Annotated in this window: 23 protein-coding genes and 1 CRISPR repeat array; of the genes, 13 read left to right on the forward strand and 10 right to left on the reverse strand. The window is 72.0% G+C overall.

The genetic code is table 11. The features are described 5' to 3' along the window. Positions 1-90 precede the first annotated feature (90 nt). Both AMK24_RS04905 and AMK24_RS04910 read right to left on the reverse strand, forming a co-directional pair. Positions 91-993, reverse strand: coding sequence for a CPBP family intramembrane glutamic endopeptidase (locus tag AMK24_RS04905; protein ID WP_073765258.1), 903 nt, complete (start codon positions 991-993; stop codon positions 91-93). A 347-nt stretch (positions 994-1,340) separates the two neighbouring features. Further along, entirely contained in the window at positions 1,341-1,763 is a 423-nt protein-coding gene (locus tag AMK24_RS04910) for a peptidoglycan-binding domain-containing protein (RefSeq protein WP_073765260.1), read from the reverse strand. Between the two features lie 676 nt (positions 1,764-2,439). Between AMK24_RS04910 and AMK24_RS04915 the strand changes: the two genes are divergently transcribed. After that, positions 2,440-3,219, forward strand: a complete 780-nt coding sequence (locus AMK24_RS04915) for a hypothetical protein (protein ID WP_073765699.1) — start codon at positions 2,440-2,442, stop codon at positions 3,217-3,219. A gap of 156 nt (positions 3,220-3,375) precedes the next feature. Here AMK24_RS04915 and AMK24_RS04920 read toward each other — a convergent pair whose 3' ends face one another. Beyond that, positions 3,376-3,792 carry a hypothetical protein gene (locus AMK24_RS04920; RefSeq protein ID WP_073765262.1) on the reverse strand — a complete coding sequence of 139 codons (417 nt, stop codon included), beginning with the start codon at positions 3,790-3,792 and terminating at the stop codon, positions 3,376-3,378. Between the two features lie 332 nt (positions 3,793-4,124). Between AMK24_RS04920 and AMK24_RS04925 the strand changes: the two genes are divergently transcribed. From AMK24_RS04925 to AMK24_RS04935, 3 genes are all read left to right on the forward strand, one after another. Beyond that, positions 4,125-4,994 carry a helix-turn-helix domain-containing protein gene (locus AMK24_RS04925; RefSeq protein WP_073765264.1) on the forward strand — a complete coding sequence of 290 codons (870 nt, stop codon included), beginning with the start codon at positions 4,125-4,127 and terminating at the stop codon, positions 4,992-4,994. After that, positions 4,969-5,790: an SAM-dependent methyltransferase gene (locus AMK24_RS04930; RefSeq protein ID WP_073765267.1), complete on the forward strand. Its 822-nt coding sequence runs from the start codon at positions 4,969-4,971 to the stop codon at positions 5,788-5,790. The genes AMK24_RS04925 and AMK24_RS04930 overlap by 26 nt, the downstream gene beginning before the upstream one ends. A gap of 87 nt (positions 5,791-5,877) precedes the next feature. Next, positions 5,878-7,341: a helix-turn-helix domain-containing protein gene (locus AMK24_RS04935; protein ID WP_073765269.1), complete on the forward strand. Its 1,464-nt coding sequence runs from the start codon at positions 5,878-5,880 to the stop codon at positions 7,339-7,341. 199 nt (positions 7,342-7,540) lie between these two features. Here AMK24_RS04935 and AMK24_RS04940 read toward each other — a convergent pair whose 3' ends face one another. The 3 genes from AMK24_RS04940 to AMK24_RS04950 all read right to left on the reverse strand — a co-directional run bounded on the left by AMK24_RS04940 (position 7,541) and on the right by AMK24_RS04950 (position 9,874). After that, the gene (locus tag AMK24_RS04940; protein ID WP_073765271.1) at positions 7,541-7,870 is read right to left on the reverse strand and encodes a nuclear transport factor 2 family protein; all 330 of its coding nucleotides are present in this window, start codon (positions 7,868-7,870) and stop codon (positions 7,541-7,543) included. Positions 7,871-8,036: 166 nt separating this feature from the next. After that, positions 8,037-8,924: a LysR family transcriptional regulator gene (locus tag AMK24_RS04945; protein WP_073765273.1), complete on the reverse strand. Its 888-nt coding sequence runs from the start codon at positions 8,922-8,924 to the stop codon at positions 8,037-8,039. A 188-nt stretch (positions 8,925-9,112) separates the two neighbouring features. Continuing rightward, positions 9,113-9,874, reverse strand: coding sequence for an SDR family oxidoreductase (locus tag AMK24_RS04950; RefSeq protein ID WP_073765275.1), 762 nt, complete (start codon positions 9,872-9,874; stop codon positions 9,113-9,115). Between the two features lie 290 nt (positions 9,875-10,164). Between AMK24_RS04950 and AMK24_RS04955 the strand changes: the two genes are divergently transcribed. Together AMK24_RS04955 and AMK24_RS04960 are read left to right on the forward strand one after the other, a co-directional pair. Then, positions 10,165-11,109: an SDR family oxidoreductase gene (locus tag AMK24_RS04955; protein WP_073765277.1), complete on the forward strand. Its 945-nt coding sequence runs from the start codon at positions 10,165-10,167 to the stop codon at positions 11,107-11,109. Between the two features lie 135 nt (positions 11,110-11,244). Then, complete coding sequence (locus tag AMK24_RS04960; protein ID WP_073765279.1) at positions 11,245-13,353, forward strand: serine/threonine-protein kinase; 2,109 nt, start codon at positions 11,245-11,247, stop codon at positions 13,351-13,353. Between the two features lie 262 nt (positions 13,354-13,615). Here the strand turns inward: AMK24_RS04960 and AMK24_RS04965 are convergent, their stop codons facing one another. From AMK24_RS04965 to AMK24_RS32530, 3 genes are all read right to left on the reverse strand, one after another. After that, complete coding sequence (locus AMK24_RS04965) at positions 13,616-14,101, reverse strand: hypothetical protein (RefSeq protein WP_073765701.1); 486 nt, start codon at positions 14,099-14,101, stop codon at positions 13,616-13,618. A gap of 161 nt (positions 14,102-14,262) precedes the next feature. Next, positions 14,263-15,666 carry an erythromycin esterase family protein gene (locus tag AMK24_RS04970; protein WP_073765281.1) on the reverse strand — a complete coding sequence of 468 codons (1,404 nt, stop codon included), beginning with the start codon at positions 15,664-15,666 and terminating at the stop codon, positions 14,263-14,265. Positions 15,667-16,036: 370 nt separating this feature from the next. Continuing rightward, a CRISPR array of direct repeats spans positions 16,037-16,797; the repeat unit is 29 nt; unit sequence GGGACCACCCCCGCGTGCGCGGGGACCAC. Between the two features lie 220 nt (positions 16,798-17,017). After that, on the reverse strand, positions 17,018-18,295 hold the full coding sequence (locus AMK24_RS32530) for a MarR family transcriptional regulator (protein WP_079190422.1): 1,278 nt from the start codon (positions 18,293-18,295) through the stop codon (positions 17,018-17,020). A 585-nt stretch (positions 18,296-18,880) separates the two neighbouring features. On the opposite strand from AMK24_RS32530, the gene cutA reads away from it, so the two are divergent. After that, entirely contained in the window at positions 18,881-19,204 is a 324-nt protein-coding gene (gene cutA / locus AMK24_RS04985; RefSeq protein ID WP_199876368.1) for a divalent-cation tolerance protein CutA, read from the forward strand. Here cutA and AMK24_RS04990 read toward each other — a convergent pair. Then, positions 19,201-20,502: a helix-turn-helix domain-containing protein gene (locus AMK24_RS04990; RefSeq protein ID WP_073765283.1), complete on the reverse strand. Its 1,302-nt coding sequence runs from the start codon at positions 20,500-20,502 to the stop codon at positions 19,201-19,203. The genes cutA and AMK24_RS04990 overlap by 4 nt on opposite strands. Before the next feature lie 824 nt (positions 20,503-21,326). Here AMK24_RS04990 and AMK24_RS04995 point away from each other — a divergent pair. The 6 genes from AMK24_RS04995 (at position 21,327) to AMK24_RS05020 (ending at position 26,671) form a co-directional block, all read left to right on the forward strand. Next, positions 21,327-21,746 (forward strand): ATP-binding protein, encoded by a 420-nt coding sequence (locus tag AMK24_RS04995; RefSeq protein ID WP_242434907.1) that lies wholly within the window; start codon positions 21,327-21,329, stop codon positions 21,744-21,746. A 144-nt stretch (positions 21,747-21,890) separates the two neighbouring features. Further along, on the forward strand, positions 21,891-23,096 hold the full coding sequence (locus tag AMK24_RS05000) for a hypothetical protein (protein ID WP_073765286.1): 1,206 nt from the start codon (positions 21,891-21,893) through the stop codon (positions 23,094-23,096). Then, on the forward strand, positions 23,093-23,998 hold the full coding sequence (locus tag AMK24_RS05005; RefSeq protein ID WP_107427350.1) for a lactate/malate family dehydrogenase: 906 nt from the start codon (positions 23,093-23,095) through the stop codon (positions 23,996-23,998). The genes AMK24_RS05000 and AMK24_RS05005 overlap by 4 nt, the downstream gene beginning before the upstream one ends. Beyond that, positions 23,995-25,137 carry a hypothetical protein gene (locus tag AMK24_RS05010; RefSeq protein ID WP_073765290.1) on the forward strand — a complete coding sequence of 381 codons (1,143 nt, stop codon included), beginning with the start codon at positions 23,995-23,997 and terminating at the stop codon, positions 25,135-25,137. The genes AMK24_RS05005 and AMK24_RS05010 overlap by 4 nt, the downstream gene beginning before the upstream one ends. A gap of 81 nt (positions 25,138-25,218) precedes the next feature. Beyond that, positions 25,219-25,893 (forward strand): hypothetical protein, encoded by a 675-nt coding sequence (locus AMK24_RS05015; RefSeq protein WP_073765292.1) that lies wholly within the window; start codon positions 25,219-25,221, stop codon positions 25,891-25,893. 280 nt (positions 25,894-26,173) lie between these two features. Further along, positions 26,174-26,671: a hypothetical protein gene (locus AMK24_RS05020; RefSeq protein WP_073765294.1), complete on the forward strand. Its 498-nt coding sequence runs from the start codon at positions 26,174-26,176 to the stop codon at positions 26,669-26,671. The last annotated feature ends 43 nt before the right edge of the window (positions 26,672-26,714 follow it).

Consider the following 26,714-nt stretch of genomic DNA (forward strand, 5'->3'; position numbering starts at 1 on the left):
GGGGACGGCGGACGACGCGGAACGGTGACGACGCGGGGTGCGAGCCGCGAGGGCGGGGCGGGCTGTGGGAGGAGCGGGGCGGGCCGCGCCTCAGGGGCTGACCCGCTCGACGCCGCGCCGTTCCGCGAGCTTCGCGACGATCAGGCAGTACAGCGGGGCGAAGACGAGTTCCAGGACGAGGGCCTGCCAGGGGGCGTCGGCTGCGGTGCTGCTGTCGTCGAGGTCCCCGAAGCCCGCCGCCAGGCCGAAAGCCAGCAGGTTGTTGGCGGTGTGCAGCACGATCACCGCTTCGAGGCCGCCGGTGCGGATCACCAGCCAGCCCCACCACATGGCCGAGTAGAACAGCAGGAGGAATCCGGAGAGTTCGCCGAACCCGTGGGCCAGGGCGAACAGCAGGGACGCCACGACGATCGCGGGCCACGGCGAACGCACCGTCCGGCCGATCGCCTGGACCAGCCAGCCCCGGAAGACGTACTCCTCCGCTGCGGCCTGGAACGGGACGAGCGCCAGGACCACGGCCAGGCTCAGCAGGAAGTAGGGCCAGCCCGGGAAGCCTCCGCCCGACTCGGTGAGCGGCTCGGAGTCCCAGGTCCACGCGATCAGCAGCCCGATCTGCAGGATGATCAGCGGGACGCCCACGGCGGCGCACCACCCGAGCCAGCCCCAGCGAAGCCGCCCGACGACGGAGGACAGGGTTCCGGCGGGGCGGCGGCCCAGGAGCCGGACGACGCCCATGACGACGGGTATGCCGATCGCGATGCCGAGGAGCGAGATGGTCAGGTCGGCGACCGGGTCCTCGAAGAAGAGGTGGCTGTCCGCCGAGTCGGGCCCCGCGTCCAGCACCTCGGCGATGACCACGCCGATCAGGGTGACGGCCAGGACGCCTCCCACGACCAGCAGCAGGGCGACCACCACCTCGCCCAGCCAGCCGAACCGCCCGCCCTGGCCGTTGCGCCCCTGCTCGTCGTAGCGGGAGCCCGAGGGCGCGCGCACCGGGCCGGACGGCGGACGGCCCCAGGGCGGGGGCGCGTCCCAGCCGCCCTGCCAGGACGCCGGGGGCGGCGGGATCGGCGGGCCGGCCGGACGCGACGGCTCGGCCGGGGCCGACGGCGGGGCCCAGGGCGACGGAGGCGGAGTCCAGGGCGACGGGGGCTGGTTCGGGGGTACGTCGGGAGGCGGGTTCACACCAGCGATCTTCGGCTGCCGCGCGGCACGGGTCAACGCGGTACGCGGCCGGGGCAGGGGCAGGGGTCGAGCGTGTCACCCCAGGCGTCCCACGCGCTCACGGCCCGCGGCCCCGGCGCCACGATGGCGGTGCCGGGACCGCGGGACCGGATTCCCTACTTCCGCAGCTGGCGCCAGGTGGACGGCCCGACGATGCCGTCCGCTCCGATTCCCCGAGCGCGCTGGAACGCGGTGACCGCGCTCTTGGTCCCCGGGCCGAACTGCCCGTCGACCGTCACGCCGTGACCGTGATAGCCGAGGAGGCACTGGATCTCCCGGACCCGGTCGCCGGTGGCCCCCTGACTGATCACGACGTTCCACGCCCAGCTGTAGCCCGCGGTCAGCCCCGCGTAGTCCACGCCCACCTTCCAGTAGACCGAGCATGCTGCCTGCACCGAGACGGCCGTCGCGTTCCGTCCCGTCTCCGTCGAGGCGGCCGCGGTGCCGGGGCCGGCCAGCACGGTCCCGAGAGCGAGGGCCGAACAGACGGCTGCACCGGTGAACGCGCCACGGAACCGCGTCGAGGACCGCATGCTCATGTTTTCTCCTTGGTCGGTGCGGTTCGTCATGGAACAGACCGCGTCGGGCTGATGCGGCGACACACTGGCACGGCGAGGAAACGGCCACCAGAAGCCCCGCCCTGTTCTGGACAGAACGGAACTGTCCTGCGGCAGCCTTGTCCAGGCGTGAACCGTGATTCCGAAAGGGCGGCCGCCCACGGAATTCACCGGCGAACGGCGAGCAACCCTTTTCATCCGGGCCTGCGAGGGAGCTGGGTGATCAGCGACTCGACGCCTCGGCCTCCACCGGCTCGTCCACCCGTTCCGCAGGCAGACCCTCCTGCGCGCGAGAAGGGAACCAGCGAAAACCCCCGCAGAGGAGGCGGGCGGTGGTGGGCCCGGAATACGCGGAGCGCGTGCGACCGGTCCCTCCGCGGAACAGCGGGAGGCCGGCGAACGCACTCCTCGGGCCGAAAACTCTTGCTCGCCGTCAAGGGCGGTGGTCCATAACGTGGCCCGAAGTGACCGCCGGGGCGTCCGCGCCGTGGAGGACGAGTGGCTCATCGTCCGCGTGCTCACCGCCGGTCACCGGTCCGGACGTGCCGCGGTGATCAGATCGTTGCCGCTCCCCCTACAACCGAGGAGAACCGTCCCCGGTCACACAGTCAGCCGGAGGAAGGCCTTTGGCAGGAGAGAAGCGGGGCGGGGCCGGATGATGCGCAAGACGGTGTGGAGAGCGGCGGTGGCCGGCGGGGCGGCGGCGGTGTTCACCGGGGTGGCGGCCGTGCCGGCCGGGGCGGCGGAGGGCGGGGTCTCCTTCAGCCGGGTCACGGTGAACGGCGGGAAGCCGATCGTGCTCGGAGTGAAGAAGGAGGTCGAGCTGTACGTGACCTTCCGGATGACGACCAAGCTGAAGTACAGGTTCGGGCCGATGGTGTTCCCCTACCGGGGCGCGGTGGGTTCCAGCGAAACGCTGTGGAATTCCATCATCACCAACGACTGCGAGGTCGTGGACCAGGCCAAGGGCGTCTGCGACTTCGAGGAATGGCTGACCATCGATCCGCGCCACTACGACTTCGGCAACGAGGACGCGGGCACCTGGAAGACCGCGGCCAGGGTGAGCCTCTCCAAGGACACCGAGGACATCGACGACCAGAAGCTCCCGCTCCACGTCCAGCGGGCCACCCGGGTCACGGTCAACGCCTCCCCGGAGCCGGTCCGGAAGGGCGGGACGATCACCGTGACCGGCCGGGTCACCCGGGCGAACTGGGACACCCACACGTACCAGGGGTACGCGGGCCGCACGGTGAGCCTCCAGTTCAAGGCGGCGGGCGCCTCCTCGTACAAGACGGTCAAGAAGGCGGTGTCGAACGGCACGGGGGCGCTCAGGACCACGGTGAAGGCGGGCGCGTCCGGGACGTGGCGTTGGACGTACTTCGGCAACACCACGTCCGGCGCGAACTCGTCGGCCGGGGACCGGGTGGAGGTGCGGTAGCCGACGGGTGACGGGCGTACGGGCATCACGGGCGGCACCGTGTCGCCCGGCGCCACGGACACCGGCCTTGTGGACGCGGCCGGCGGCCCACCGGCCGAGCAGTCCCGCGCAGCGGAACACGCCCGCCGCGAGAACGCCCTCCGTCCGACCGGAGGATCAGTCGTTCCGCTCCACCGTGGTCGTCCGCACCAGCGACACCGGCTCCGACTGCTGGTTGGAGGCCGAGACGCGGGTGGTCTCCCGCGTGAGGCGGAGCCCCATGGTGGTGAGGGCGTCGGTGTCGTACAGCGCGCACAGGAGCGCCGCCGCGGCCGAGAGCGTCATCGAGTCCATCGGGCCGTGTCCGAACTGCGCGGCCATGTCCGGGTCGTCGAGAGCGGCCTGCTGGGCGTGGGCGAGCACCCGGTGCGGATCGTCGACGACGAGTTCGTCGATCTGGATGCGCTGGGCGCGGACACGCAGGTCGAGCGGGCGGGGCGGAGCGGACATCGGACCAGTGACGACGGACCGGAGCCTCGGATGGGTCAGGGGGGCCAGGTCGGAGAGTTCGGTCAGGTCGGTCACGTGGTTCATGAGGTGGGCTCCAGAGAACGGGCCGCCGGAACGACGGTGCGTGGAACGGCAGTGCACGAGACAGCCGGGGCGGTGCGGAGCGACGGACGGGCGTGGGAACGGGACCGGTGGGCGGGCCGGGCCGGTACGGGGCCACAGCCGTTGGCGGACACGGGAGTCGGGAGCGGCGGAGGAGGTGGGGCCAAGATCGAACCTGTCTCTCCCGGCGGACGTGGAATACGGTCGGACATGCTTACCTTGGGAGCGCCGTGCGAACGTCGCAAGGTGCGCTGTGTGCATTCCGCGCAAGCTGCGCGGAATGTCGGGTAGTTCGAGCCGAATCGGGGGGCGCGGTGGCGCGCGAGAGATCGGGCCGGACAGCGCGGCATCTGGTCCTGGTGGCTCGCCTGCGGCGTCTGCGGGAGGGCGCCGGGCTGTCCGTACCGCAGGCCGCGGCCCAGTTGGGCTGGCACCCCTCGACGCTGCGGCGGCTGGAACAGGCGCAGACCTCCCTCGACGGAGGCCAGGTGTCCGCCCTGCTCGCCGTCTACGGGGCGGGCGCGGCCGAGACCGACGACATCATGGGGCGGCTGAACTCCGCCAACCTGCCCGGCTGGTGGCATCCGTGGCGGGACGCGATGGACCCCTGGCAGATGGACGTGATGAGCGTGGAGTCCGCCGCGGGCGTCGTGCGCACCTGGAACCCGGCGCTGGTTCCGTCGCTGCTGCGCACCCCCGCGTACGCGATGGCCGTCGACGCGATCACGCGTCCGGATCAGGACGAGTCCGTACGGCGTCGGCGGGCGGACTTCTTGATGGAGCGTCAAAAGCGGCTCCGAGAACAGCAGACGAGGCTGTGGGCGCTGCTTCCCGTCACCGCCCTGCGCTGCCGCGTGGGCGGCGACGAGGTGATGCGCGAGCAGATGCGGGCCCTGTGCCGGATCGCCGAACGGGGCGACGTGACCGTGCAGTTGCACCCGGAGTACGCACCCCCGCACCCGTTGACCGGCGTACCGGCGTTGAGCCTGTACCGGGTGGAGGTGCGGGAGATCGCGGACCATGTGGTGCGGGAGGGAGGCCTGCCCGGAACGGCGGAGGTGTGGGACAGTCCGCACCCGGTGCAGACGTATCAGGGAATGCTGGACGTGTCGTGCGTGATGGCGATGCGGCCGGCCCGAACAGGAGAGGTGTTGCAGGATGAGTACGACCGGAAATGGGCCTGACGGAAATGGGCCGGAACTGCCCGCCCAGATCGACACGAGCGTCGCGCACTCGGCACGCGTCTGGAACTACTGGCTCGGCGGCAAGGACAACTTCCCCGCGGACCGAGCGGCGGGCGACGCGTACCGGGAGAAGTACCCGCTGATCGAGACGTTCGCCCGGGAGTCGCGCGACTTCCTCCGCCGCACGGTCACCTATCTCGCCCGGGACGCGGGAATCCGGCAGTTCCTCGACGTCGGCGCGGGGCTGCCGACCGCGAACAACACGCACGAGGTCGCCCAGCGGATAGCCCCCGACTCCCGGATCGTCTACGTCGACCACGACCCGCTGGTGCTCCTGCACGTCCACGCCCTGCTGACCAGCACCCCCGAGGGTGCGACCGCGTACGTCGAGGCGGACATGCGCGACACCGACGCCGTGCTCGCCGGGGCGGCGAAGACCCTGGACCTGACCCGGCCGGTCGCCCTCGTGATCAGCGACGTCCTCGGACACATCGTGGACTGGGACGACGCCCTCTCCCTCGTCCGCCGCCTGGTGGACCGCCTCCCCTCCGGCAGCTACCTCTCGCTCAGCCACTCCACCGCCTCCGACGACGCCCACCGGGCCGTCCAGGACGAGTACAACGCGAGTGGCGCGATCCCCTACATCTTCCGTGAGCCGGAGGTGACGGTCGCGTTCTTCGAGGGGCTGGAGATGGTGGAGCCGGGCATGGTGTCCTGGCCGAACTGGCGGCCCGACGCCAACACCGGCACCACCACGGCCCGAGCCGGGTGGGGCGCGGTCGCCCGCATCCCCTGATCCACGGCCCACGATCCACGTACGCAACCGCCGCGCCGCGCCCGGGACCTCCCCGGACGCGGCGCGCACGGCCGCAGAGGCTTGCGCATGAGCACCACAGGCACGACCGACCACGGGGACCCCGGCCCGTGGGGCGCCCGCGACGGGTGGGAGACGGCGGGCCGGCTGCTGCGTGCGGCGACCGGCTCCGGGGCCGGTCTGATCGCCGAGGCCGCGTCCCTGGTCCAGGGGTGGGCCGTGCTGGCCGACCCGATCGCCGGGGCCGTCTACAGCTCCCCCGCCGCCGCTGCCGCCAACGGCGTCCACGCGGCGGCGGCCCCGCAGGAACACCCGTACAGCGTCCAACTCCCCGCCGCCGGCGCCGTTCTCGTCCTGACGCCCGCACCGGCCACGCCCCCCGGGCACACCAGCCACGTCGCCGCGACCACGGCGGCGCTCCTGGAAGTGCGCGGGCAGCGGGCGGCGGAGCTGCGCGGAGAGCAGATGCGGCTGCACACCACCCTTCTGCGGCTGCTGCTGGCCGGGCACACCGACGCCGTCGTGGACGCCCTGGGCGGGAGCGGGTACTCGCACGTCACCGTCTACCGGCTCACCGGCGACGACGCCCCCGCCGCCCACCAGGTCCTCTGGCGGGCCGTACGCCCCGCTCTCGCCCCGCACACCGACGCCTGCACGCTGCTGGGCCGGATCGACGGCGAGCTGGTCGTCGCCGAGGTGCACCGCGGCGCCGACGACGGCCGCCTCCTGCGCCTGGTCTCGCGGGTGTGCGAGCGGCACGGCATGCTCGCGGGCATGGCGGGGCCCCTGCCGCTGCCCGAGATGTCCACCGCCTACGGCGACGCGGCCGCCGCCCGGCACAGCGCCACCCCCGACCACCGCATCGTCCCCGCCGACGCGGTCGGCGCGCCCCGGCTCGCGCCGCTCCTGCCCACCGCCCCGTACACGCGGTGGGCGGCGTCCGCACTGCGTCCGCTGGACCCGGCCCACCGGCACCTGCTCCTGGTGTGGCTCCGCACCGGCAGCACCCCCCGTGCCGCCGCGGCCCTCGGCCTGTCCGCCGGAACGGTACGGGCCCGGGTACGCGAGTTCGCGCGTCTGCTCGACGCGGACCTGGAGGACGTCACCGTCCGGGCCCACCTGCTGCTCGCCCTCCGCGCGCCCGCCGTGGACGGAACCGGGGAGGGGGCCGGGGACGCCCCTGTGCCGCCCGGCCCGGCCCGGTTGGACGTGCTGCCGGGCGGGCTCCTGGACACCGAGGCCGTACGGAGCTGGGCCGGCGGTCTCGTCGGCGGCCTGGAGCCGCACCTGCGGATCGCCCTGACCTGCTGGCTGCGCCATCACGCCCGCACCGCCCCCGCCGCGGCTGAGCTGCACGTCCACCGCACCACGTTGGCCAACTGGATCGGCCGGTGCGCCGAACATCTCGCGCGGAATCTCGCCGACGCCACCGTGCGCGCCGAGATCCACCTCGCACTGAGCATCACCCGGAGCGGCGCCGACGACCCCGCGTCCCTGCCCCGGCGCGGCGGACGCACCTACCGCCGCATGTGAACGGCCCCGGCCGCCGCCGGGTGCGCGGGCCGTGCCGCACGCCGCCGTGAGGAAAAGACCGTGCCGCACACCGCCATCCGGGGCGGGCCGTGCCGCAAGCCGCCCTCAGCACGGGACCGTGTCGCACACCGACGTCCGCGAAGGACCACATCGCACGCCGCCCTACGGGAGACGGCCGCGCACCCCCGGGTACGCGGTCTCAGGCCGGTGCCTGGCCCGTCTCGAAGCGGCTGACGCGGCCGTCGGTGACCGTGAAGATCCACCGGGTCCGCATCGTGCCCCAGGCATCGTTGGTGTAGTCGACGACGAGGCTGCGGCCGTCGTCGGAGGCTTCCACGACCTTCATGCGCCCGTTGGCCTGCGGGGAGAAGATCTCCTTCTCCGTCCAGGCCGCCAGGTCCCGTTCACTGCCGTCGTCGGACATGGTGGCGTCCTCGGTGAGGACGTCGGCGAAGAAGGCGTCCTTGTCGCCCGCGTTCACCGCGGCGACGAACCTCTCCACCACCGGGTCGCTGATCGATGGGGTCATCGTGTTCCTCCTCGGCCGCCCGTCCGGGAGCGGGTGTCCCGGAATCCCACCCGAGTCTCTGTCGGCGCCCCCGTCATCGCATGTCGGGACGTCTCTGCCCCCCGTCACCGGCCTCGCCCCCCGGTCACCTGTCGCCGGCCCGGCGGGGCGCCCCACCCCGCACCCTTCACCCCTCGCCCCCGGACCCGACCCGGCTCAGGAACAGGTCCCGCCCCGGACACGTCGTATGCGTCGGCCACAGAGCGTGGACCGGAACCCGCACGGGCGGGACGAGATCGACGACCCGCGCCGCGCCGCCCGCCGCCGGGCCCGGCGGCGTCGTGACGAAGGCGATGCGGCCGGTCGCGGTGACGGCTGTGACCGGGGGCGTGCCCTGGACCGGGTTGCGGCGCGTGTCCGGCTCCACGCCCGCCCGGCGGCAGAGGCCGATCAACAGGTCCGTGTACGCGGACGAGCCGGGCTCGCCCCACACCGTGAGGGGCTGGTCGCGCAGGTCGGCGACGGCCACCGAGGCTCGGGCCGCCAGCGGGTGTCCGGCCGGTACGGCGACCCGCAGACGGTGTTCCGCGATCCGGGCCCGCGTCAACCCCGTACCGGCGGGCATCGCGCGGCTCAGCCCCACGTCGCAGGCGCCCGTGAGCAGTTGTTCGCGCAGTTCGTCGGGGAAGAGCTGGCGGACATGGGCCTGGATGCCTTCCTCCTCCGTACGGGCTCGGGTCAGCAGCTCCACGACCTCCTCGGCGGTGACGGCCGGGGTGTGGCCGATACGCAGGTGCCCCGCCCGGCCCCGGCCGATACGACGGGCGCGGTCCAGGGCGGCGAGCGCCTGGGCGTTCAGGGCGCGGGCGTCCTCGATGAGGGCCTGCCCGGCCGGGGTGGGGGTGACGTGCTGGTGGCTCCGGTCCAGGAGCCGGACCCCGACGTGCCGTTCCAACGTGCGGACGGAGGTGCTCAGCGCCTGCTGGCTGAGGTGCAGCCGTTCGGCCGCGCGGGTGAACCCGCCCTCCTCCGCGACGGCGACGAGGTGCTCCAGCTTGCGCAGGTCCAGACTCAACGCGGCCTCCTGTACGCCGGAGAGGATCGGTGGAACGACGAGGATCGGCTGACGGGACAGCCCTGAGGGGAAGGAGCCGGCCGGCCGGAAGCTGACCGGTCAGGGGGTGCCGGCCCCCGACCGGACCGGAGCAGCGGTCAAGGGGCAGGCCGGCGGCCGACACGTCACGGGTCAGGACGGGCGGGCGGTCAGCGGACCGTGTAACCGCCGTTGGCGAAGATCGTCTGACCGGTGATCCACCCGCCGTCGGTGACCAGGAACTTCACCAGCGGCGCGATGTCCTCGATCTCCGTGAGCCGGCCGCCCATCGCCTGGGACTTGTGGAACTCCACGCGCTCCGGCGTCTCCTGCGGGTAGAAGAACGGGGTGTCCATCGGTCCGGGGGCCACGTTGTTCACGGAGATGCCGCGCGGCGCGAACTCCTTGGCCGCCGCACGGGTGAAGTGCTCCAGCGGGGCCTTCGCGCCCGCGTAGGTGGAGTAGCCGTCCGTGAAGGCGGCGAGCAGGGACGTCACCAGGCTGACGATGCGGCCGCCGTCGTTGAGGCGCGCCCCGGCCTCCTGGAGGAAGAAGTACGCCGCCTTGGAGTTGATCGCGAACATGCGGTCGTACTCCTCCTCGGTCGTCTCGGCGATCGGCTTCCGCAGCACCATCCCGGTGGTGTTCACGGCGACGTCCACCCCGCCGAAGGCGTCCAGCGCCTGGTCGAAGAGGCTCCGCACCCCCTCCACGCGGGTCAGGTCCTCGCGGACGACGACGGCCTGCGCGCCGGCGCCCCGTACGGACTCCGCCGTCTTCTCGGCGTCGGCGGCGGTGTTCTCACCGTGGTAGTGGACGACGACGTTCGCGCCGGCCTCACCCAGCGTGCGGCTGATGAGGCCGCCCAGGTTCTTCGCGCCTCCGGCGACCACCGCGGTCCTGCCGTTCAGCGCCTGCTGCTGCTCCCCCATGGGAGATCCCTCTCTCGTTCGTTCATTCGTTCGCCTGTTTCGGACCTGCACGCGCCCCGAAAGGCCCACTACGGTCCGTTCAGCCCTTTCATCGCGGTTTCCGCTTTTCTCCGCCCACGCTAGGAGCGGACTCCGCAGGACGGAAACACAAAGATCGTGTCGGCCCACAAGGAAGACGGGTCGCCGCAGGTCAGCGCAGGACTTCACAGGTCATCACAGGCGCAGGAGTGTCCGTCCGGGTCTCCGGAAAGCCCGTTGACGTACACGTACGGGGCGCGAAGGATCGCCGTGTGACGACCGCCGAGCAGCCTTCGACCGCCCCGGCCCGCCCCATCGCGCTGATCACCGGCGTCGGCCGCAGCATCGGCATCGGCGCGGGCATCGCGCGCAGGATGGCGGCCTCCGGCTGGGACGTGGCCTTCACCTACTGGACGCCGTACGACCGCCGTATGGCGTGGGGCGCCGAGCCGGGCGCCGCCGCGTCCATCGCGGACGAGCTGGCCGGGGCGGGGGCCCGTACGGCGGCGATCGAGGCGGACCTGACCGACGCCGAGGCCCCGGCGCGCATCTTCGACGAGGTCGAGCGGCGCCTCGGCGGGCAGGTGACCGCGCTGATCCTCTCGCACGCGGAGTCGGTGGATTCGGGTCTGCTGGACACCACAGTGGAGGCGTTCGACCGGCACTTCACGGTGAACGCGCGGGCGAGCTGGCTGCTGATCCGCGAGTACGGGCTGCGCTTCCGGGGCGTAGGGGGAGACGGCGTGCCGGGCGGTACGGGAGACGTGCCGGGCGGCACGGAAGGCGGCGTTCCGGACGGCACGCCGGGTGCCACGGCCGACGCTCGGGAAGGCGTTCCGGGCGACTCGCCGGCTGGCCCGACCGCCGCCTCCGACCCCGCCCCCCGCCCCGCGACGGGCCGGATCGTGGCGCTCACCAGCGACCACACCGTCGGCAACCTCCCGTACGGGGCGAGCAAGGGCGCGCTGGACCGCATCACGCTGGCCGCCGCGCACGAGCTGGCCCACCTCGGGGTCACGGCGAACGTCGTCAACCCCGGCCCGGTGGACACCGGCTGGATGACCGACGGCCTGCGCGAGGCCCTGGTGCGGGGCACTCCCCTCGGCCGCCTCGGCACCCCGCGCGACACCGCCCACCTGGTGGATTTCCTCTGTTCCCCCCAAGGCCAGTGGATCAACGGCCAGTTACTCAAGAGCAACGGCGGCGCGGCGTCCTGACGCCGTACGGGAGGGCTTCCCGCCGTCGAGGCGCGCCGGTGGACCACGCTCGGGAACACGACGTCCCGTCAGCACGTCCGAACGCGCCGCAACACGTCTAATCTGGCCTGGTCCACGCAGTGCACAGGGGGTCGTATGCGCAACGAAGACAGGGCCGACCGGGCATACGGCGGGCAGGGGGACGACGGTCGGGAACACGACCGCCGCGCGGACGACGGGCGGGCACACGACGGCCGACCGCACCACTCCCCGGACCCCGAAGCCGGTCCGCCCGCCGCCCGGACCGTGATCGACGGCCGCTACGAGCTGCTGGAGCCGATCGGCAGCGGCGGGATGGGCGAGGTCTGGAAGGCCCGTGACCTGCGGTTGCGCCGGTTCGTCGCCGTGAAGGGGCTGCTCGACCGGAACGCCATGACCGCGGGCACGCAAGCGGCGGCGATGCAGCGGGCGCGGCGCGAGGCGGAGGCCATCGCCAAGATCGAGCACCAGAACGTGGTGACGGTCCACGACCAGGTGGAGACCGACCACCAGATCTGGATCGTGATGAAGCTGCTCGAAGCGCGTTCGCTGGGCGACCTCTTGAGCAGTGAACGGGTCCTCGCCGTGCCGAGGGCGGCGAACATCGGCCTCCAGATCGTCCAGGGCCTGCGGGCGGTCCACGCGGCGTCGGTCGTCCACCGCGACGTGAAGCCGGGCAACGTCCTCGTACGGGACGACGGTCTCGTGATCCTGGTGGACTTCGGGATCGCCACCTTCGAGGGCGCGGACCGGGTGACCCGGTCCGGCAGTGTCATCGGCACCCCTCCGTACCTGGCGCCCGAACTGTTCGCCCCCACCTCTCCGGGCCCCACGCCCGCCTCCGACCTGTGGGCGCTCGGCGTCACGCTGTACGAGATGGTGGAGGGCCGGGCGCCTTTCGCCGGGCACGAGGTGTGGGAGGTCCAGGAGAACATCCGGCAGTCCCCCGACCCGGCCCTCCGGTACGCCGGGCCCCTCGCCCCGGTCATCCAGGGGCTGTTGGCCACGGACCCGCGCGAACGGCTGGACGCGGCCACGGCCGAGGCGATGCTCCGCGAGGTGCTCGGGGATCCGGCCGCGCCGCACGCCGGCGTGGCCGGCCCGGAGACGCACCCGCCGACGGCGGCCGCGACACCGGACACGCCGAACCCGTCGCCCCCCTCCCCCGCCCCGGCCGTCGCTCCTCCCGCCCCCGGCCCCACGCCCCCGCCCGCCCCTCGTGCGGCGGCGGCGAACGGGGGAGGCCACGGCCGGCGGGGCTGGAAGGCGGCGGCGGCTGCCGTGTGCCTGGCGCTGCTGGCCGGCGCGGGCTGGCTGGTCTCGCAGGGCGACGACGACGGCGGGGGAAGCGGCGGCGGCTCCGCGGCCACCCAGGGCCAGGGAGAGGACGGGGGCCGGGGAGGGGGCGGCGGCACGGCCGGGAGCGGCACGCAGGAACGGTGGAAGGACACCCACCCCACCCTGAAGATCGGCGTCAAGGACGACCAGCCGGGGCTGAGCATCTTCGACCGGAAGTCGCGTACGTACAAGGGGTACGACATCGACCTGGCCTACGCCATCGCGGAGAGCATGGGCTACGGGAAGGGCGAGGTCGCCTTCACCACGGTCGCCACGGACTACCGGAGCACCGCCCTGAAGACCAAGCAGGTGGACCTGGTCATCGCCTCGTACAGCATCACCGACGACCGCAAGACGGCCTCCCCGGGCGGCTACAGCGTCGATTTCGCGGGTCCGTACTACGAGGCGAGCCGGGGCTTCCTGGTACGGGAGAAGTCGGCCAAGTACACGATCAACGACTCCAGCGACCTGCGGGACCTGGACGTGGAGGTGTGCACGGCGCGGGAGTCGACCTACGAGAAGGCGCTGCCGAAGCTGGGCTTCACCATGGCGAAGTCGCAGCCCAACACCTACCAGGACTGCCTGGACAAGCTGTTGGACCCGAAGTCCGACGTGTACGCGGTGGCTTCGGACGACATCATCCTCGCCGGGTACGTCGAGGCCAACCCGGGGAAGGTGCGCCGCCTGGAGAACATCCAGGGCGCGGAGGGCTACGGCGTGGCGATGCGGCCGAAGACCCGGGGGCTCAAGGGCGAGGTGTGCTCGGCGCTGCGGACGATCCTGGCCGGCCGGATCTGGGAGGACATGTACAAGGAGAACCTGTCGGGCCTGGTGGGCAACGAGAACCCGCCGGGGCGCCCGGACCTGACGGAGTGCGCGGGGTTCTGAGCGGCGGTTCGGCGGGCCGGGCGTCCCAGGGGGGGCGCCGGGCCCGTGGGACGCCGGGTTGCCGGGGTTCGGGCCACGGGCTGCTGGGTCCTCGGGCCACGGGGCCACGGGGCTGCTGGGTCCTCGGGCCGGCGGACCCTCGGGCCTTCACGTCCTCGGCCCAGCCCGCCCGGCCCACCGTTTGCCGCCTGCCGTTTGCCGCTCGCCGCTTGCCGCCCGACCACTCCCCGGCTCACCGCTCCCTGACTCCCCGCCCCCCTGCTCACCGCTCGGGGAAACGCTCCCCGCACCGGCTGCAGAAGACCGGGGCGGGGTCCTGCGACAGCCGCCCGCACCCGGGGCAGACCCGGTCCAGCATGCAGGGCCCCTCGCCGCCCTCGTCCGCCCCGCTGGGCGGCTTGATGGCGAGGCCGGGGCGGCGGCGGTGGACGGTGAGGTAGCCGAGCCCGTCCGGCCCCGCGACCAGCGCGCGCCGGGACGTGCGCGGCAGCCACAGGACGGTGCCGTCCTCCAGAGCCAGGTCACGGCCGCCCGCCCGGGCCGTCCCCCCGCCCTCCAGGACGACGAGGAGCACGTCGAGCACGTCCTCCTGATGCTCCCCGACCTCGGTGCCGGCGGGGAGCCGCACCAGATTGGCGTCCAACTCCCGACCGGGCTCGGCCAGATGCCACAGCGCACCGCGCTCATCGTCCTCGACGGCGGCGAGGACGTCGGTGAGCACGGCGAGAATCTCAGGAGTGGCGTTCACGACGTCCAGGCTACGCGGGGCCGCCGCCACGCAGAACTCGTCGCCCTCGGGGCCGGCCGTCACCCCAGACTGCCCGTCGCATCGATCGCTCCGCAGGCCGCGGCCCGACCACAACGGAACGGACCCGAGCCGTACGCACCTCCGTGGCGCGCGGCCCGGTGCTACTTGAGCATGCGGGCCGCCTCCACCTGGTGGAGGTGCACGACGACGTCGTACGCCTCCGCGAACCGGACCTGCGGGGCGTCCGCGATTCCCGGGTAGGTGGCGCCGATGTTCTTGACGGTCTGCGGCGCGGCGAGCCAGGCCCGGGCCGCGGCGGGGGTGCCGCGCAGGTCCACCATGAAGTCGCGGTACCGCACCCGGTCGAGGGTGTGCTCGGCGGTGCCGGGCACGGCCGGGCCGACACTGAAGCGGTGAGCGGCGCCGTCCCGGCCGGAGGCGTTGAACGAGCCGTGGTCGAAGGTGAGGCCGACACTCACATAGCCGCTGCCCAGCAGCTCGCGGAGGAATTCGCCCTGGACCTTCGGGTAGTGGTCGGGAATGTAGGTCTTGAGGGCGATGTGGCCGTTGTGGGCGGCGAGCATGATCTTGTTGCCGGTTCGCCGCTGCCACCAGGCGACGTTCTCCGCCATGACCCGGTCGCGATGGAGCATCGCGTCGCGGATGCCCTGCGGGCCGTCCAGGTCGAAGGCGAACAGCGTGGCCATCTGGTGGATCGCGGTGGCGTGCTGGAGGGCCCAGGCGTACGCGTCGGCGTCGGCGCCCGTGCCGGGCCGCTGCTTGAGCAGGCCCACCGCCCGGCCGGCCCGCTCGGCGAGCTCCTTGCGTGTGGCCAGCGGCTTCGCCCAGTAGTCGTTGACGTACTTCTCGGCTTCGGTGGTGGGCCGCAGGTCCCGGTACAGTGCGGCGAGTTGCGGGGCGAGTTCGGGGCGGGCCTTGGCCGCGTAGGCACTCACCTTGTCGTACAGTTCGGCACCGGCGAACCCGCCGTCGTCGCCGACGAAGCGCACCGGGTCCTTCGGGTGCTTGACGTTGTAGGCGCGCATCCACTGGAAGAGTTCGCGATACTCGGCGTTGTTCCACCACCGGTAGTCGCCCTGGAACTCCTCGTCCATGATCTGCTTCAAGTCGCCCTCGCCGCGCGTGACGTAGGCGTCGATCCGCAATCCGGTGCTCCACGCGGTTTCGAGGGCGAACGCCCGGAAACCCTTCTCCTCCACCAGGTACCGGAAGGCCCGGTGCTTGACGGTGAAGAACTCGTGCGAGCTGTGGGTGGCCTCGCCCACCCCCACCACCCGGGCGTCGCCGACCATCCGGCCGAACGGGCGCAGATCGGCCAGCCCACCGCCGGGCTCGGTGGTCCGCAGCGGGTGGGCCGCCCGGCTGAGGGCCGCCTCGGGAGAGCGGAAAGCGGCGGACGTGACCTCCTGCGAGCCGGCGAGCGCGGCGGCAGCCGAGGCGGTGGACGTGGCGGGAGGCGTGGTGGCTGAGGCGACCGGAGAGACGGCCAGGGTGGCACCGAGCGGGACGAGCAGGGCGCTGAGCAGGAATGTGCGCGTGTTCATGGGCCCCACTCTCGCCGCGTGCGGGCACCCCGGACCATCCGGTGCACCCCCGAACCGCCCGGGCCTCAACCCCACCCGCCGTCGGGGCATTGGCCCCGGTCGGAAAGGGGGGACCACTATGTTGTCAAACCTGAATCCATGAGGTACCGGTTGCACGAGCGATGAGAAACGGCTCTCGCCACCGACCGTCCGTGGAAACCGTCACGCGGGCGCGCGACGAGGTCTCGCAGCCGGGTCCGACCACGCGAGCCGACCGAGGGGCCGGATGGTCAGGGTGTCGAGGTCGACGCCTGCCAGCTGGTCAAGGATGAAGCAGAAGGTGCGTGCGCGGGGACCACCCATCTCGGTGCCATCGTTCCCGCAGGTGCTTGGGACCACCCCCGCATGCACGGGGACCACACTTCAGTGGCACGGTCCGAAGAGATGGATCCGGGACCACCCCTGCGTGCGCGGGGACCACTCCTTGACGAGCGCGCGGGGAAAGTAGGAGTCGGGACCACCCCCGCGTGCGCGGGGACCACCGCGATCGGCCGGGCGCTCGAAGAGATCGAGCGGGACCACCCCCGCGTGCGCGGGGACCACTCGCCCTGCTTGTCGGCCCACTGGATGTCGAGGGGACCACCCCCGCGTGCGCGGGGACCACGAGGTCTTCCCCAGGTAGAGGCCGCCATGGACGGGACCACCCCCGCGTGCGCGGGGACCACCTCCTCACGGCGGCAAGCGCCACCGCCCTCGGAGGACCACCCCCGCGTGCGCGGGGACCACAGTCAAGGGGATGGACCACGCCGACACCGTCAGGGACCACCCCCGCGTGCGCGGGGACCACGCGGCCAAGCTCGCGGCCGCGACCTACGCCGCGGGACCACCCCCGCGTGCGCGGGGACCACGCTTCTGGCCCGCTGGCGGGGCCCCGTCGCACGGGACCACCCCCGCGTGCGCGGGGACCACCCCGCCAAGCCCGACGCGGCGGCGACCGCCGAGGGACCACCCCCGCGTGCGCGGGGACCACCCATACCGGGCGAGGCGGACCGCCATGTCGTCGGGACCACCCCCGCGTGCGCGGGGACCACCGTCTTGTACGTCACGCCGTACAGCTCTGCGAGGGACCACCCCCGCGTGCGCGGGGACCACAGTTCGTGACCTGCGGGTTTAGGCGGCTGGGTAGCGGTTTTTGCTTACTTCTTGAGAAACCGGCATGCCTCACCTTTGATTACGAAACGGTCATGTCTGGGGTGCGGGTGGTGTCATTCTGCCTGCTGCCGGTCGCGTCGGGACGACTTCAGCGCAAGAGGCGGGGCTCCGCGCCCTGCGGAGTGGTTCTGGGTAGCGGGCCGACCCTGCCGGTCGGGATTCAGACGGGCTTGAGGAGGGTGCGGAGGTTGGCCATACGCGCTTTCACGGTGGCGACTTCGGCGGGGGCGGGCGTGGCGGTGTCGCCGTGGGCATGGGCATGGGCGTGGCGGCAGGGGCGACAGAGGCCGTCCGGTAGGGCTTCGGGGTGGCCGGGGCGGCCGCAGTTGGTGCATTCGATGAGGATGCGACGGGCGGGCGCTGGGGTGCCGGGCCCTGGTCGGGCGGTTTCTGGCGTGGGGAGTTGGGGCGGGATCTTGTCGGTGAGGCGGCGGCGGATGAGGCCGGCGGGGGAATCGATCTGCGCGGGGAGTCCTGCGGTGAGGGCGCTGGTGAGGTAGTCGACGCTGACGCCTCGTGCGAGCCATGCGGTGGCGAGGGGTTCGAGGGCGGCGCAGTCGTGGGCGGAGAGGGCGAGACGGTGGTCGTCGCGGCCCAGGCGGGCCAACGCCAGGTAGGCCGGGGAGGGCCCGGGTTCAGGGGCGGTTCGGAACGTCGCCGGGACCGGGCCTTGGACGGGCGGCACGGGGGCGACAGGCTCGGCGGGCGGCACGTGAACCGTGGCTCGGGTGGGTGGCGCGTGAGTCATGGCCTGCGGGGGCAGAGCCGGTTCGGCGTCGTGGAGTTGGGATGCGTCGGCATCGCGGGGCCGGGACGCGGCGGGCGCGGGGCCGGGACGCGGCGGGCGCGGGGAGCGGGGTGCGTCGGGCGCGGGGAGCGGGGTGCGTCGGTGCGGTACGGCGGCGGGTCCGGGGGCCCGTTCCCCTGCCGGGCCTTCCGGGTGCGCGGGAGGCGGTTCCGCGGTCGGGGCCCACGGCGGAGGGGGCGTCGGGTTGCCGCCCGGGGCGGCCGGTGGCGGGGCGGTGGTCTGCGCGGCGTTCTCCGCAGCGAGGTGGGCGTTCCACCACTCGTTGTCGCGCGCGGTGCGGGACCAGAACGTACGGAAGGCCCACCGCACTTCGTCGCCCGTGCCGACCGCGCAGCGTACGCGGCGCAGGTGGCCCGCGACGGACAGGGCATTGAGCGCGGTGGAGACGGCCTGCTGGCCGTAGAGCGGGAGTTGTCTGGCCAGTTGCTTCACGCTCATCGCCGCGCCCTCGGGGAGGTGGTCGATGAACCCGGCCACGTACCGCTCACGGGTCGGAAGCAGGGCGAAGTCGTCGCGGGTGCGTGGCTGCTGGTTCGGTGCGGAGCGTTTGCCGTAACCCGGACTGGCCATCGGGTAGGCGTGGGGGGCTGCTGGAGCGGACGGGGCGGAGCTAAGGTGCTGAGTAGCCAATGGATCGGCTTTCTGGGTTAACGATCTTGCGGTTAGACCCTGGCCCGGTGCTCCAACACCGTGTCGGGGTCGTTTGGTTCTCGCACCGTAGACAGTCGTCACGCTGCGCCGCAAGCCGTCACCATTAGTCATACTTGCTGGCCGCGACGGAGCCGGGAGAGCGGGGAGGTTTACCCAACCCTGTGTACTACCAGCTGGTTTAAAAGGAGCTCGGGCCTTGGGGTTTGCATCCCGAGACCCGGAACCCGCGCTTCGGCCCCGATCCCCCTCGCCCCGCCCCCGCGTGCGCGGGGACCACCGATCGTATTCGGGTGGATACTGATGGTCCGCGCGCTTCGCCCCAAGCAGCCGTACGACGCGGCCCCTCGTGGCGCCGCTGACGAGCCCGGTCGTACTCCCCCGTGGGTACGGCCGGGCTCGCTGACGTCGGCGGGTATCCGTTCGCGGTCTGATCGTTCGCCTTCTCCGGAGGCTACTGCTGCTCAACGGGCCCGCGCGCAGGTGCCCTGCTCTCCGAGCCGGGACGCCTTCGTGTTGCTGAAAGCGACCTCCACGGAGGCGGGGCGTTCTCGTAGGCTCGCGGCCATGACTGAATGCGTGCAGGTATCGACAGCTACAGAGACTCGCGAGCAGGCGGTCGCTCTGGCCGCCGGTGCCGTTGAGCAGCGCCTTGCGGCTGGGGCGCAGGTGGTGGGCCCCGTCGTCAGCGTCTTCTGGCACCTGGGTGAGCAGGGCACGGGAGAGGAGTGGCAGTTGCTTCTCAAGACGACGAAGGACCGATACCCCGAGCTGGAGGGCTACCTTCTCGACAAGCACCCTTGGGATAACCCGGAGGTGTGCGCCGTGCCCATCGTCTTGGGCGCCGACCGGTGCCTTCAGTGGGTCCAGGCTTCGGTAGAGCCGTCCTAGACGGCGTCGCGGTCCAGGAGTTCACGGACGGCCCCGATGTTGGCGTGCGGGCGTAGATGGGTGATCAGCGGCGTGAGTCGCTGTGCGGGGCGCTGTGATGCGACCCCGTATGCGAGAGTGGCCGCCCGGTTGACGTGCCTCGCGGCCTCCTCGACCTCCCCGGCAGTCAGGTATGCCTGTGCGAGCCAGGACAGATAGAGGGACTTGTCCCGGGCGTGGTCGTCGGAGTACCGGTCGAGTGCCCGGGTGAGGACAGGAACGGCGCGCAGGGGGCGATTGAGTTCCGTCCAGCACCGGCCCGTCATGATCTCCAGTTCCGTGTAGTCGACCCAGGTTGACCAGTCCGGTTGCGGCTCGTCTTCCTCGGTGGTGTCCAGGGCGACACGGGCGGCATCCAGTGCGCGCTCGGTGTCGGTTACCTGGCCATCGACGGCGCAGGCCCATGCCAGACGCTCGTAGAGGAGCGCGCGGACGGTGGACGGGGTGCTGGGAGTGATCGTGGCGCAGGAGGCTCGCGCGACGGAGACGGCGGCCCTCCGGTCGTCGGAGAGTTCCTGATACGCGAGGAAGGCCAGGGCATTGCCGTAGAGGTCGTCATCGTGGGCGTCGCGGGCGTGCGCCCGACTCTCCTCGTACAGGCTCCTGGCCTCCCGGGCCCGGCCGCCGTCGAAGGCTGCCCACCCGGCTTGCTGCGCCTGCTCGGCCAGGAGGCTCGTGAGCTTCTGGCGGGCATCGCCGGTGAACAGGGCGTCGCGCAGCAGCGACTTCGTGTGCTGGACCTCTGCGAGGTACACCCGGTGGGTGTCGCCTCCTCCGAGGACGATGTCGAGGCGGCGGAGGCGGGCAGCGCGGGCGCGAAGCTGGTTGACATAGGCCGGGGTGATGCGGCGGGGTGGCTCCGGCCGGTGGAGTGAGGGGAGAGCGGCGGCGAGGCCGGTGGTGGCGGCCTGGAGGATCGTTCGGCGTCGCACGTGCGGGTGTCCCGTCTCGTCAGTGTGTCCAGGAGAGTCGGTTTCCCACGGCTGGGCAGCCAGGCCGAGCACGTGACCAGGGATGCGTAAGGCGTTGGCGATCTGGATGATCTTCTCGAACGTCGTGATCCGGCCGATGCCCCTTGCGAGTTCCCCGACGCGGTTCGGCTTGATGTCGCACTCCGTGGCAATCCTGGAGTACGAGATGCCGGCACGTTCGCGTGCGAGGCGGAAGACAGTCCCGAAGTCGTGGGCTACCAGCGCGCGATGTACGTCCTCTTGGTCAAGGAAGTCGCGCGGCAGAGCTGTCGGCGGCTGGTAGGTCATGCGGCTCTCCTGCCTGCTCCTCTCCACTGTGCGGGAGGGAGGTCCACGGGGCGTACCCATGATGGGTATACCCGCGATGGGCACGCGCAGCATTCGGCAGAAAAGCACTCTCGGGAGGCAAGGCCCCGGGAGCGGTGATGGCCGCTTACCCCGGGCGACGACTGACTAGGAGTCGCCGTGCTTGAGCGTACCCACGGCTCCGTACCGGAGTTGCTGCGATGCATGAACTGACTGGCCCGGTTGAGCTGGGGCTCGAGCAGCGTCTCGCGGGTGGCACTGGCTGCTGGGGGCGGCCCAGTCCCCGCAGGCCGCCAAGGACGACTGGGCGGACGAGGGGACGACGTTCCTGCGTCCCGGCAATCTGTTCGGCGCGGTCGCGGTCCGCGCCTCACTGGTACACACCGCGCTCCTCCTGGACGACCCGGCCGAGTGCGGCCCGTCGCTGTGGGCCCGCCTGGGCGGGGCCCCGGTCTTCCACCAGGAGAACCAGTTCGGTCGGGAAGGGGGCGTACGTGGTCCTCGTCTCGACGGACGCGGCGGCGCAGTGGGACGTTCCCGGGTCGGTGGCGCACCACCGCGGCGCGCTGCTGGAGGTCCCGGCACCGGACCGGGGTGCCGATCTGGTGGGTAGTCCCGGTGGACGCCCCGGTTCAGCTGTGCGACCCGGGATCGCTCGCCGTCCTGGGGAAACAGGGGTTCGACATGATCACCGGCCAGTTGGGGCGGTCGTGATGCTGGAAACCCTGCTCCGTGCGGCTGCGCCCGTGGTGACGGTATCCCCAGCAGTTCGCAGACGCCCATCCAGGAGGATCGGAGCGCTTGTCATGGTCGATGCCGGAGCGGGCCGGATGCCCGCCTACACCAAGACGCTGCCGAGGGACGCCGTGTCCGCGCGCCGCGCCCGGCGCCTGGTGCGGCTGGCGCTGGACGTGTGGGGGCTGCCCGGCGTACAGGACGCGGCCGAGCTGGTCGTGAGCGAGCTGGTGACGAACGCCGTGCTGCACGCACAGAGCGACCGGGTCCGGGTGTCCGTCACCCGGCTCGGGGTGGAGCAGGTGCGGGTCGCCGTCGCCGACCTGTCGAAGGACCGGCCGGCTGTTCGTACCGCCGATGACGAGCAGGAGTCCGGGCGGGGCCTGGGCATCGTGGAGGCGCTGAGCGGCGGCCAGTGGGGCGTCGACCTCTTGCCATGCGGAAAGCGCGTGTGGGCCGCCCTCAGCCCGGAGGGCAAGCCCGGTGAGTGAGCGTGCGGCGCAGGTTCTCTACTGGGTGGCCCTCGCGACGCTCTTGTCGGTGCTCTGCCTGGGCATCTCGTGGGGCGGGCCGGCCTGATGCGACCGCGTTGTACGCGGTCGGCACATGAACGCGATCCGAGAACGGAGGAGTTGATGACGCTGACCACGAGCGGGGCCACGGTGGTGGACTCGGAGGAGCTGTACGCGGCGAGCCGGAGGGTGATCGCCCTCGCGGTCGATGACCTGTGGCCGGACCGGAATGTCGTCATTGGGCCGCAGAGCCCGAGCATCACGTCGTACGTCTGCCCGGTGACGGTCGACGGCGTTGAACTGTTCGCGAAGTACGGATGGTTGAGCACATCGCTGGTGTCGATCCTGCGCGGCGCGCGGGGGACGATGGCGAAGGTGATGGAGGTGCAGGAGCCGTACACCAGGAGCCGTGACTCGGTGACGCGGAGGGAGTACCAGCACCTGGAAGCGCTGCGGGAGATCGGCCGCCCCCGGGTGGCGGACACCGCCGGGTTCCGTGCTGGCGTCCTGCTCACCCACGCCGTGCCGGGGACGACGATCGCCGAGGAGATCATCGCCCGCCCCTGGGACACCTCCGCTCTCCTGGACACGGTCCTGGTGTCGCTGAGGGACCTGCACAGCGAAGCGGGAGCGGGGTATCTGCGGGGGGCGTGGCCGATCGACGAACGGAACATCGTCGACATCTTCCGGAGAAAGTTCACGGGCCCGAACGGGCCGGGATACATCGCCGAACTCGGCTGCGACAGCGGGCTCGAAGAGGCCGAGCGCCTGACCGTCGTCGACCTCGTCGGCAACACGGTACGCCGACTGTGGCGGCTCGCAGTGGCGCTCCCTTCCCGGCAGCAGACGGCCGTTTTCGGAGACCTCAAGCCCGAGCACGTCTTCCTGGGCAGCCACCGGCTCACTTTCATCGACCCGGCGCTCCAGTGGGCGGCTGGGCCGCAGCCCGACATGGCGAAGCTCTGCGGCCGGGCGTTGCTGCTGGCTCTGGACCACCACGAGCTGCGGGCCGAACAGCAGATCATGCAGGGCGTGATGACCTCGTTGAACCGGTACTTCGCGGCGTTGCCGAAGGCGCAGCGGGCCGACGCGCTGCGGGAGACGATGATCCTGTTGCTGATGGATACGACGAACTACTTGGCCTCGTGTCTGTCCGCGCCGCCCGGCTGTCCGCTGTCGGTCTCGCAGCGGACGCTCCTGTCGCAGGGGTGCCGGGTCGCACAGGTCGTGGAGCGCGCCAGCGGGCTTCTCATCGGGTCGATGACGGGGCCCGACCTGATCGACGCCATTTTCAGCGAAGTTGAGCACACCACGTGGGGCCGGCGGTGACGGGGCCGGTGGTGGGGGTCGTCGGTGCGGGCGCGGTCGGCCAGGCGGTCGCGGCCGTCCTGGTGTCGGCCGCGCTGCCCGAGCGGCTGATCATCGCGTCCAAAAGGGCCGAGCAGCCGCGCGGACTGGTGGCCGACCTCCAGGACCTCGCGCTGTCCGTCCGGTCCGGCACTCGTGCCGAGGCGGGGTGTGCGGAGGACCTTCACGGGTGCGACGCGGTGGTGGTGGCCCTGCGCACCGACTTCACGAATGCTGAGGCCCGCGACATCCGCCGAGGTGGTGCCGCGGCTAACGCGCCTGCGATCAGCTCCTTGGCGCACGGGCTGCACGGGTACAGCGGAAGTGTCCTCGTCGTCACGAACCCCGTGGATCTGCTGGCCCGCCTCTTCGCCGAGGTGTCCGGGTGCGCCCGGGTCTACGGGATCGGCTCCAACTTGGATTCGGTCCGCTACCGGATGATCCTCGCCGAACGGGAGCGGGTCTCCCCGCACCGGGTCCAGGGCCACGTCGTTGGGGAGCACGGCGACCACGCGGTCCTGTGCCTGTCCACGACGACGGTCGACGGCCGCCCGGTGTCCGCCCCGGCCCGCGCGGTCGCGGAAGAACTCCAGCGGCGGCCGGCTCTGATCCGGGCCGGGATCGGCCGTACGCGCTATGGCCCGGCCGGATCCGTGCTGTCGACGCTCCGCAAGGCCCTCGGCCTGGCCGACGGCGTCGAGGAACTGTCCGTGTCGTACGGGGACGTCTGGCTCGGCCTCCCCTTGCGCTTCACCGGCGGCATGGCCGTGCCCTGCCTGCCGCCCCTCACCCGCTTCGAGCGCCTGCGTCTGGACTCTGCAGCCAGCAGCCTCCGAGACGCCTACACCCATCTGCCTGCTCCAGTCGAGAGGATCCCCGCATGATCACCGCTACACGCCTTGAGGCCGCTTCTGCGGCCGTCACCGTCCTGAGTAATCGGACGGAGGTGACGGACTGGGCCCAGAGGTACTTCGGCCCGTGGTGGGCCGCGTCTGTGGTCGACGCTTCGAAAGCGTGCGTGGGCCCCACGGTCGTCGCGATGGTCGACCCGACCAAGTACGCGGCGCTCACCCGCCAGGTCCACGACGGCCAGCAGACCGAGGAAGTCCAGTACGCGCGGCACCGGATGCTCGTCGCCCGGGGCGGGGAAGACATCATCGCGGCGTCGCCGGACGAGGCGATCGCGTACCACGGCAACCCGTCCACGGGGCGACTGGAACTCTCCGGTACCGGCGTGATGGAGCTGGCGCTGGCAACCGCGCGCCTGGCCCGCGAAGTCATCCGGGGCCAGTTGCTGCGGGAGGGATGGGCGGTCCTGCACGCATCGGCTGTCGTGCGGCCGGAGGACGGGGCGACGCTCCTCGCGTTCGGCGGCAAGGGGGCGGGCAAGACGACGACCGCGCTCCTGCTGGCATTGGCCGGGTGGCAGCTCCTCGCCAACGACCGGGTGCTGGTCCGGCCGACCGGTGAGCAGGACGTGGAGGTGGTGCCGTGGCCCTCCGCGGCTGCTCTCGGTCTCGGCCTGGTCGACTCCCTCGGCTGGGGGGCGGCGGCGCGCGGCCACCTGCAGGAAGGCGGGGCTTTCCACCCGACGCAGCACGAGACGGTGACGGACGCCCTCCTCGCCGGGAACTTCTCGCCGCTGTGGGAGCCCGACAGGCGGAGGGAGCGGAAGGTCCAGGTGTTCCCCGAGCAGTTCACGCCGCTGTTCGGCGTCGAGCTGGCCACGGAAGGCCGCGCGGCCGGGCTTCTCTTCCCCCGGGTCGAAGCGGCGGGCTCGCCTCACGTCAGCGACGGCGCCCACGCGCTCGGGCCGGGAGAAGACGACTTCATGTCCGGTGCCACGGAGGACCGGTACCCCGATGTCTTCGAGCTGGCGCGCGGCGTCGACGGGGGTGGTCGGCGCAGTGCCCGTGACGAGGTGACGGCACGCCTCGCGAAACTCCCGCATCTGCGGGTCCGCCTGAACCATGACGTGCCGGCCAGCGTCGCCGCCCTCCGGAAGGCCGCCGAGACGATCTGACGCCAGGCCGACAAAGCTTCCGCACCCCAGTCGGCTGGGGTGCGGGATCCACCACGCCACTGATCTTCGACCGAGGACAGGATGACCACTACCGAACCCGTCTACGATCCAGCCGACCTCCGGAGCGGGCGCGCCCTCGTGAACTACCAGCTCGTCCAGTTGGGTATCGGCGAGAGCTGGGTGTACGGCGTTTCGGAGCACGGCCAGCGGACTGCGCGCCACGTCGTGCCGGCGGACGTGGGCGTTTGCCGCGCCTACGTCCTCACCGAAGCCGCCTGGCCTGACGGCGCGGAGCTGTGCGTCACGGTGAGCTGGACGCCGGATACGGCCCTCCGCCGCGACTACCAGAAGGGTAAGTTTCCGGCCGGAGCCACGGAGCACTGGCAGGAGCGGGTCGCCGCGACTGCCTGCGCCCTGGAGTCCCTGGGGTACGTCGTGGAGTCGAGCGGGGGGAGTTCACTCCACTACCACTACGACGCCGGACTGCTGGTCTCCCGGCTGTGCGAAGGAGCGACGCCGCGGGAGGCACTCCCTGACGCTGCGTGGGCTCTGCCCAAGCCGGTGCCGCCGAACCACCAAGAGCGCATCTGGCGTTACGCCGATCGGTCTCCGGAGCACGTCGTCCGCGACGTGGTGCGCAAGGCGGGGTGGCGCTGGTTCGACGATGACCCGCAGGCACCGGATGGCCGGGGTGCCCATCCGATCACTCAGATGGTTTGGCCGCCTGAAGCAAAGCGGTGCACATGGGTGACCTGATGGCCGGCAGCCGCTTCCGCTCGCTCCACGGAGACCGGCCTGCTGCCCGCCGGTGCCGAGGACCACTGGCGCGACTGCCTCGACCAGCTGAGGACGGTCCTGATCGACGGAGGGCGCCACATCCGCTCCCGCGACCGCCCGTGGGGCCCGGGAGACGAGACCGCTGAATTCCTCGTCTACCGCCTCGCCCCGCGACTGAGGGGCAGGCCCAACACACTCCGCATCCCGACCACGGGGGTGCGGGTTCCATCGCACGACTCGACGATCGACGGAGGACAGGATGACCATCGCAGTTCAGCCGCCCACCCTCGCCCGTACCAGCGATCCGGAACAGATCCTCAACGACCTGGCGCCGCACATCGAGCACCTGACGGTGAACGTCATGGACGGCAGCTCTCTGTGGGAGCGGGAGATCTCCCTGCTCCTCCGCGACAACACCATGGTGCGGAACATGGCGGAGAGGATCCTCGGCCAGGCCGTGGCGTACACCGTGTGCGCCATGGAGAACCCGGACGTCCACCTCGGCGTCGGAAAGCTCGTCGACATCGGTGTCCATCAGCTCATCCTCGACACTCCGGTCTACTGGGCGCTCTGCAAGGTCCACAACGCCGGGATGTACAAGCACCACGCCCCGTTCATCCAACGCCGGAGCGACGGCCTGTGCCTGCGCACCGCGGACTTCCTCGCGGCAGACGGCTGGGATGTCGACGGGGAGCTCTGGGCGATCGACGGAGCCGACTGCTCCCCGTGCGACAGCAAGGTCCCCGACAGCCACTGACTCGCACTTCGTGCCCCCTACGCTGGCCCCTGCCTCTCCTCTC

This window comes from Streptomyces sp. CB02366 (genome assembly GCF_001905905.1).
Taxonomy (GTDB): Bacteria; Actinomycetota; Actinomycetes; order Streptomycetales; family Streptomycetaceae; genus Streptomyces.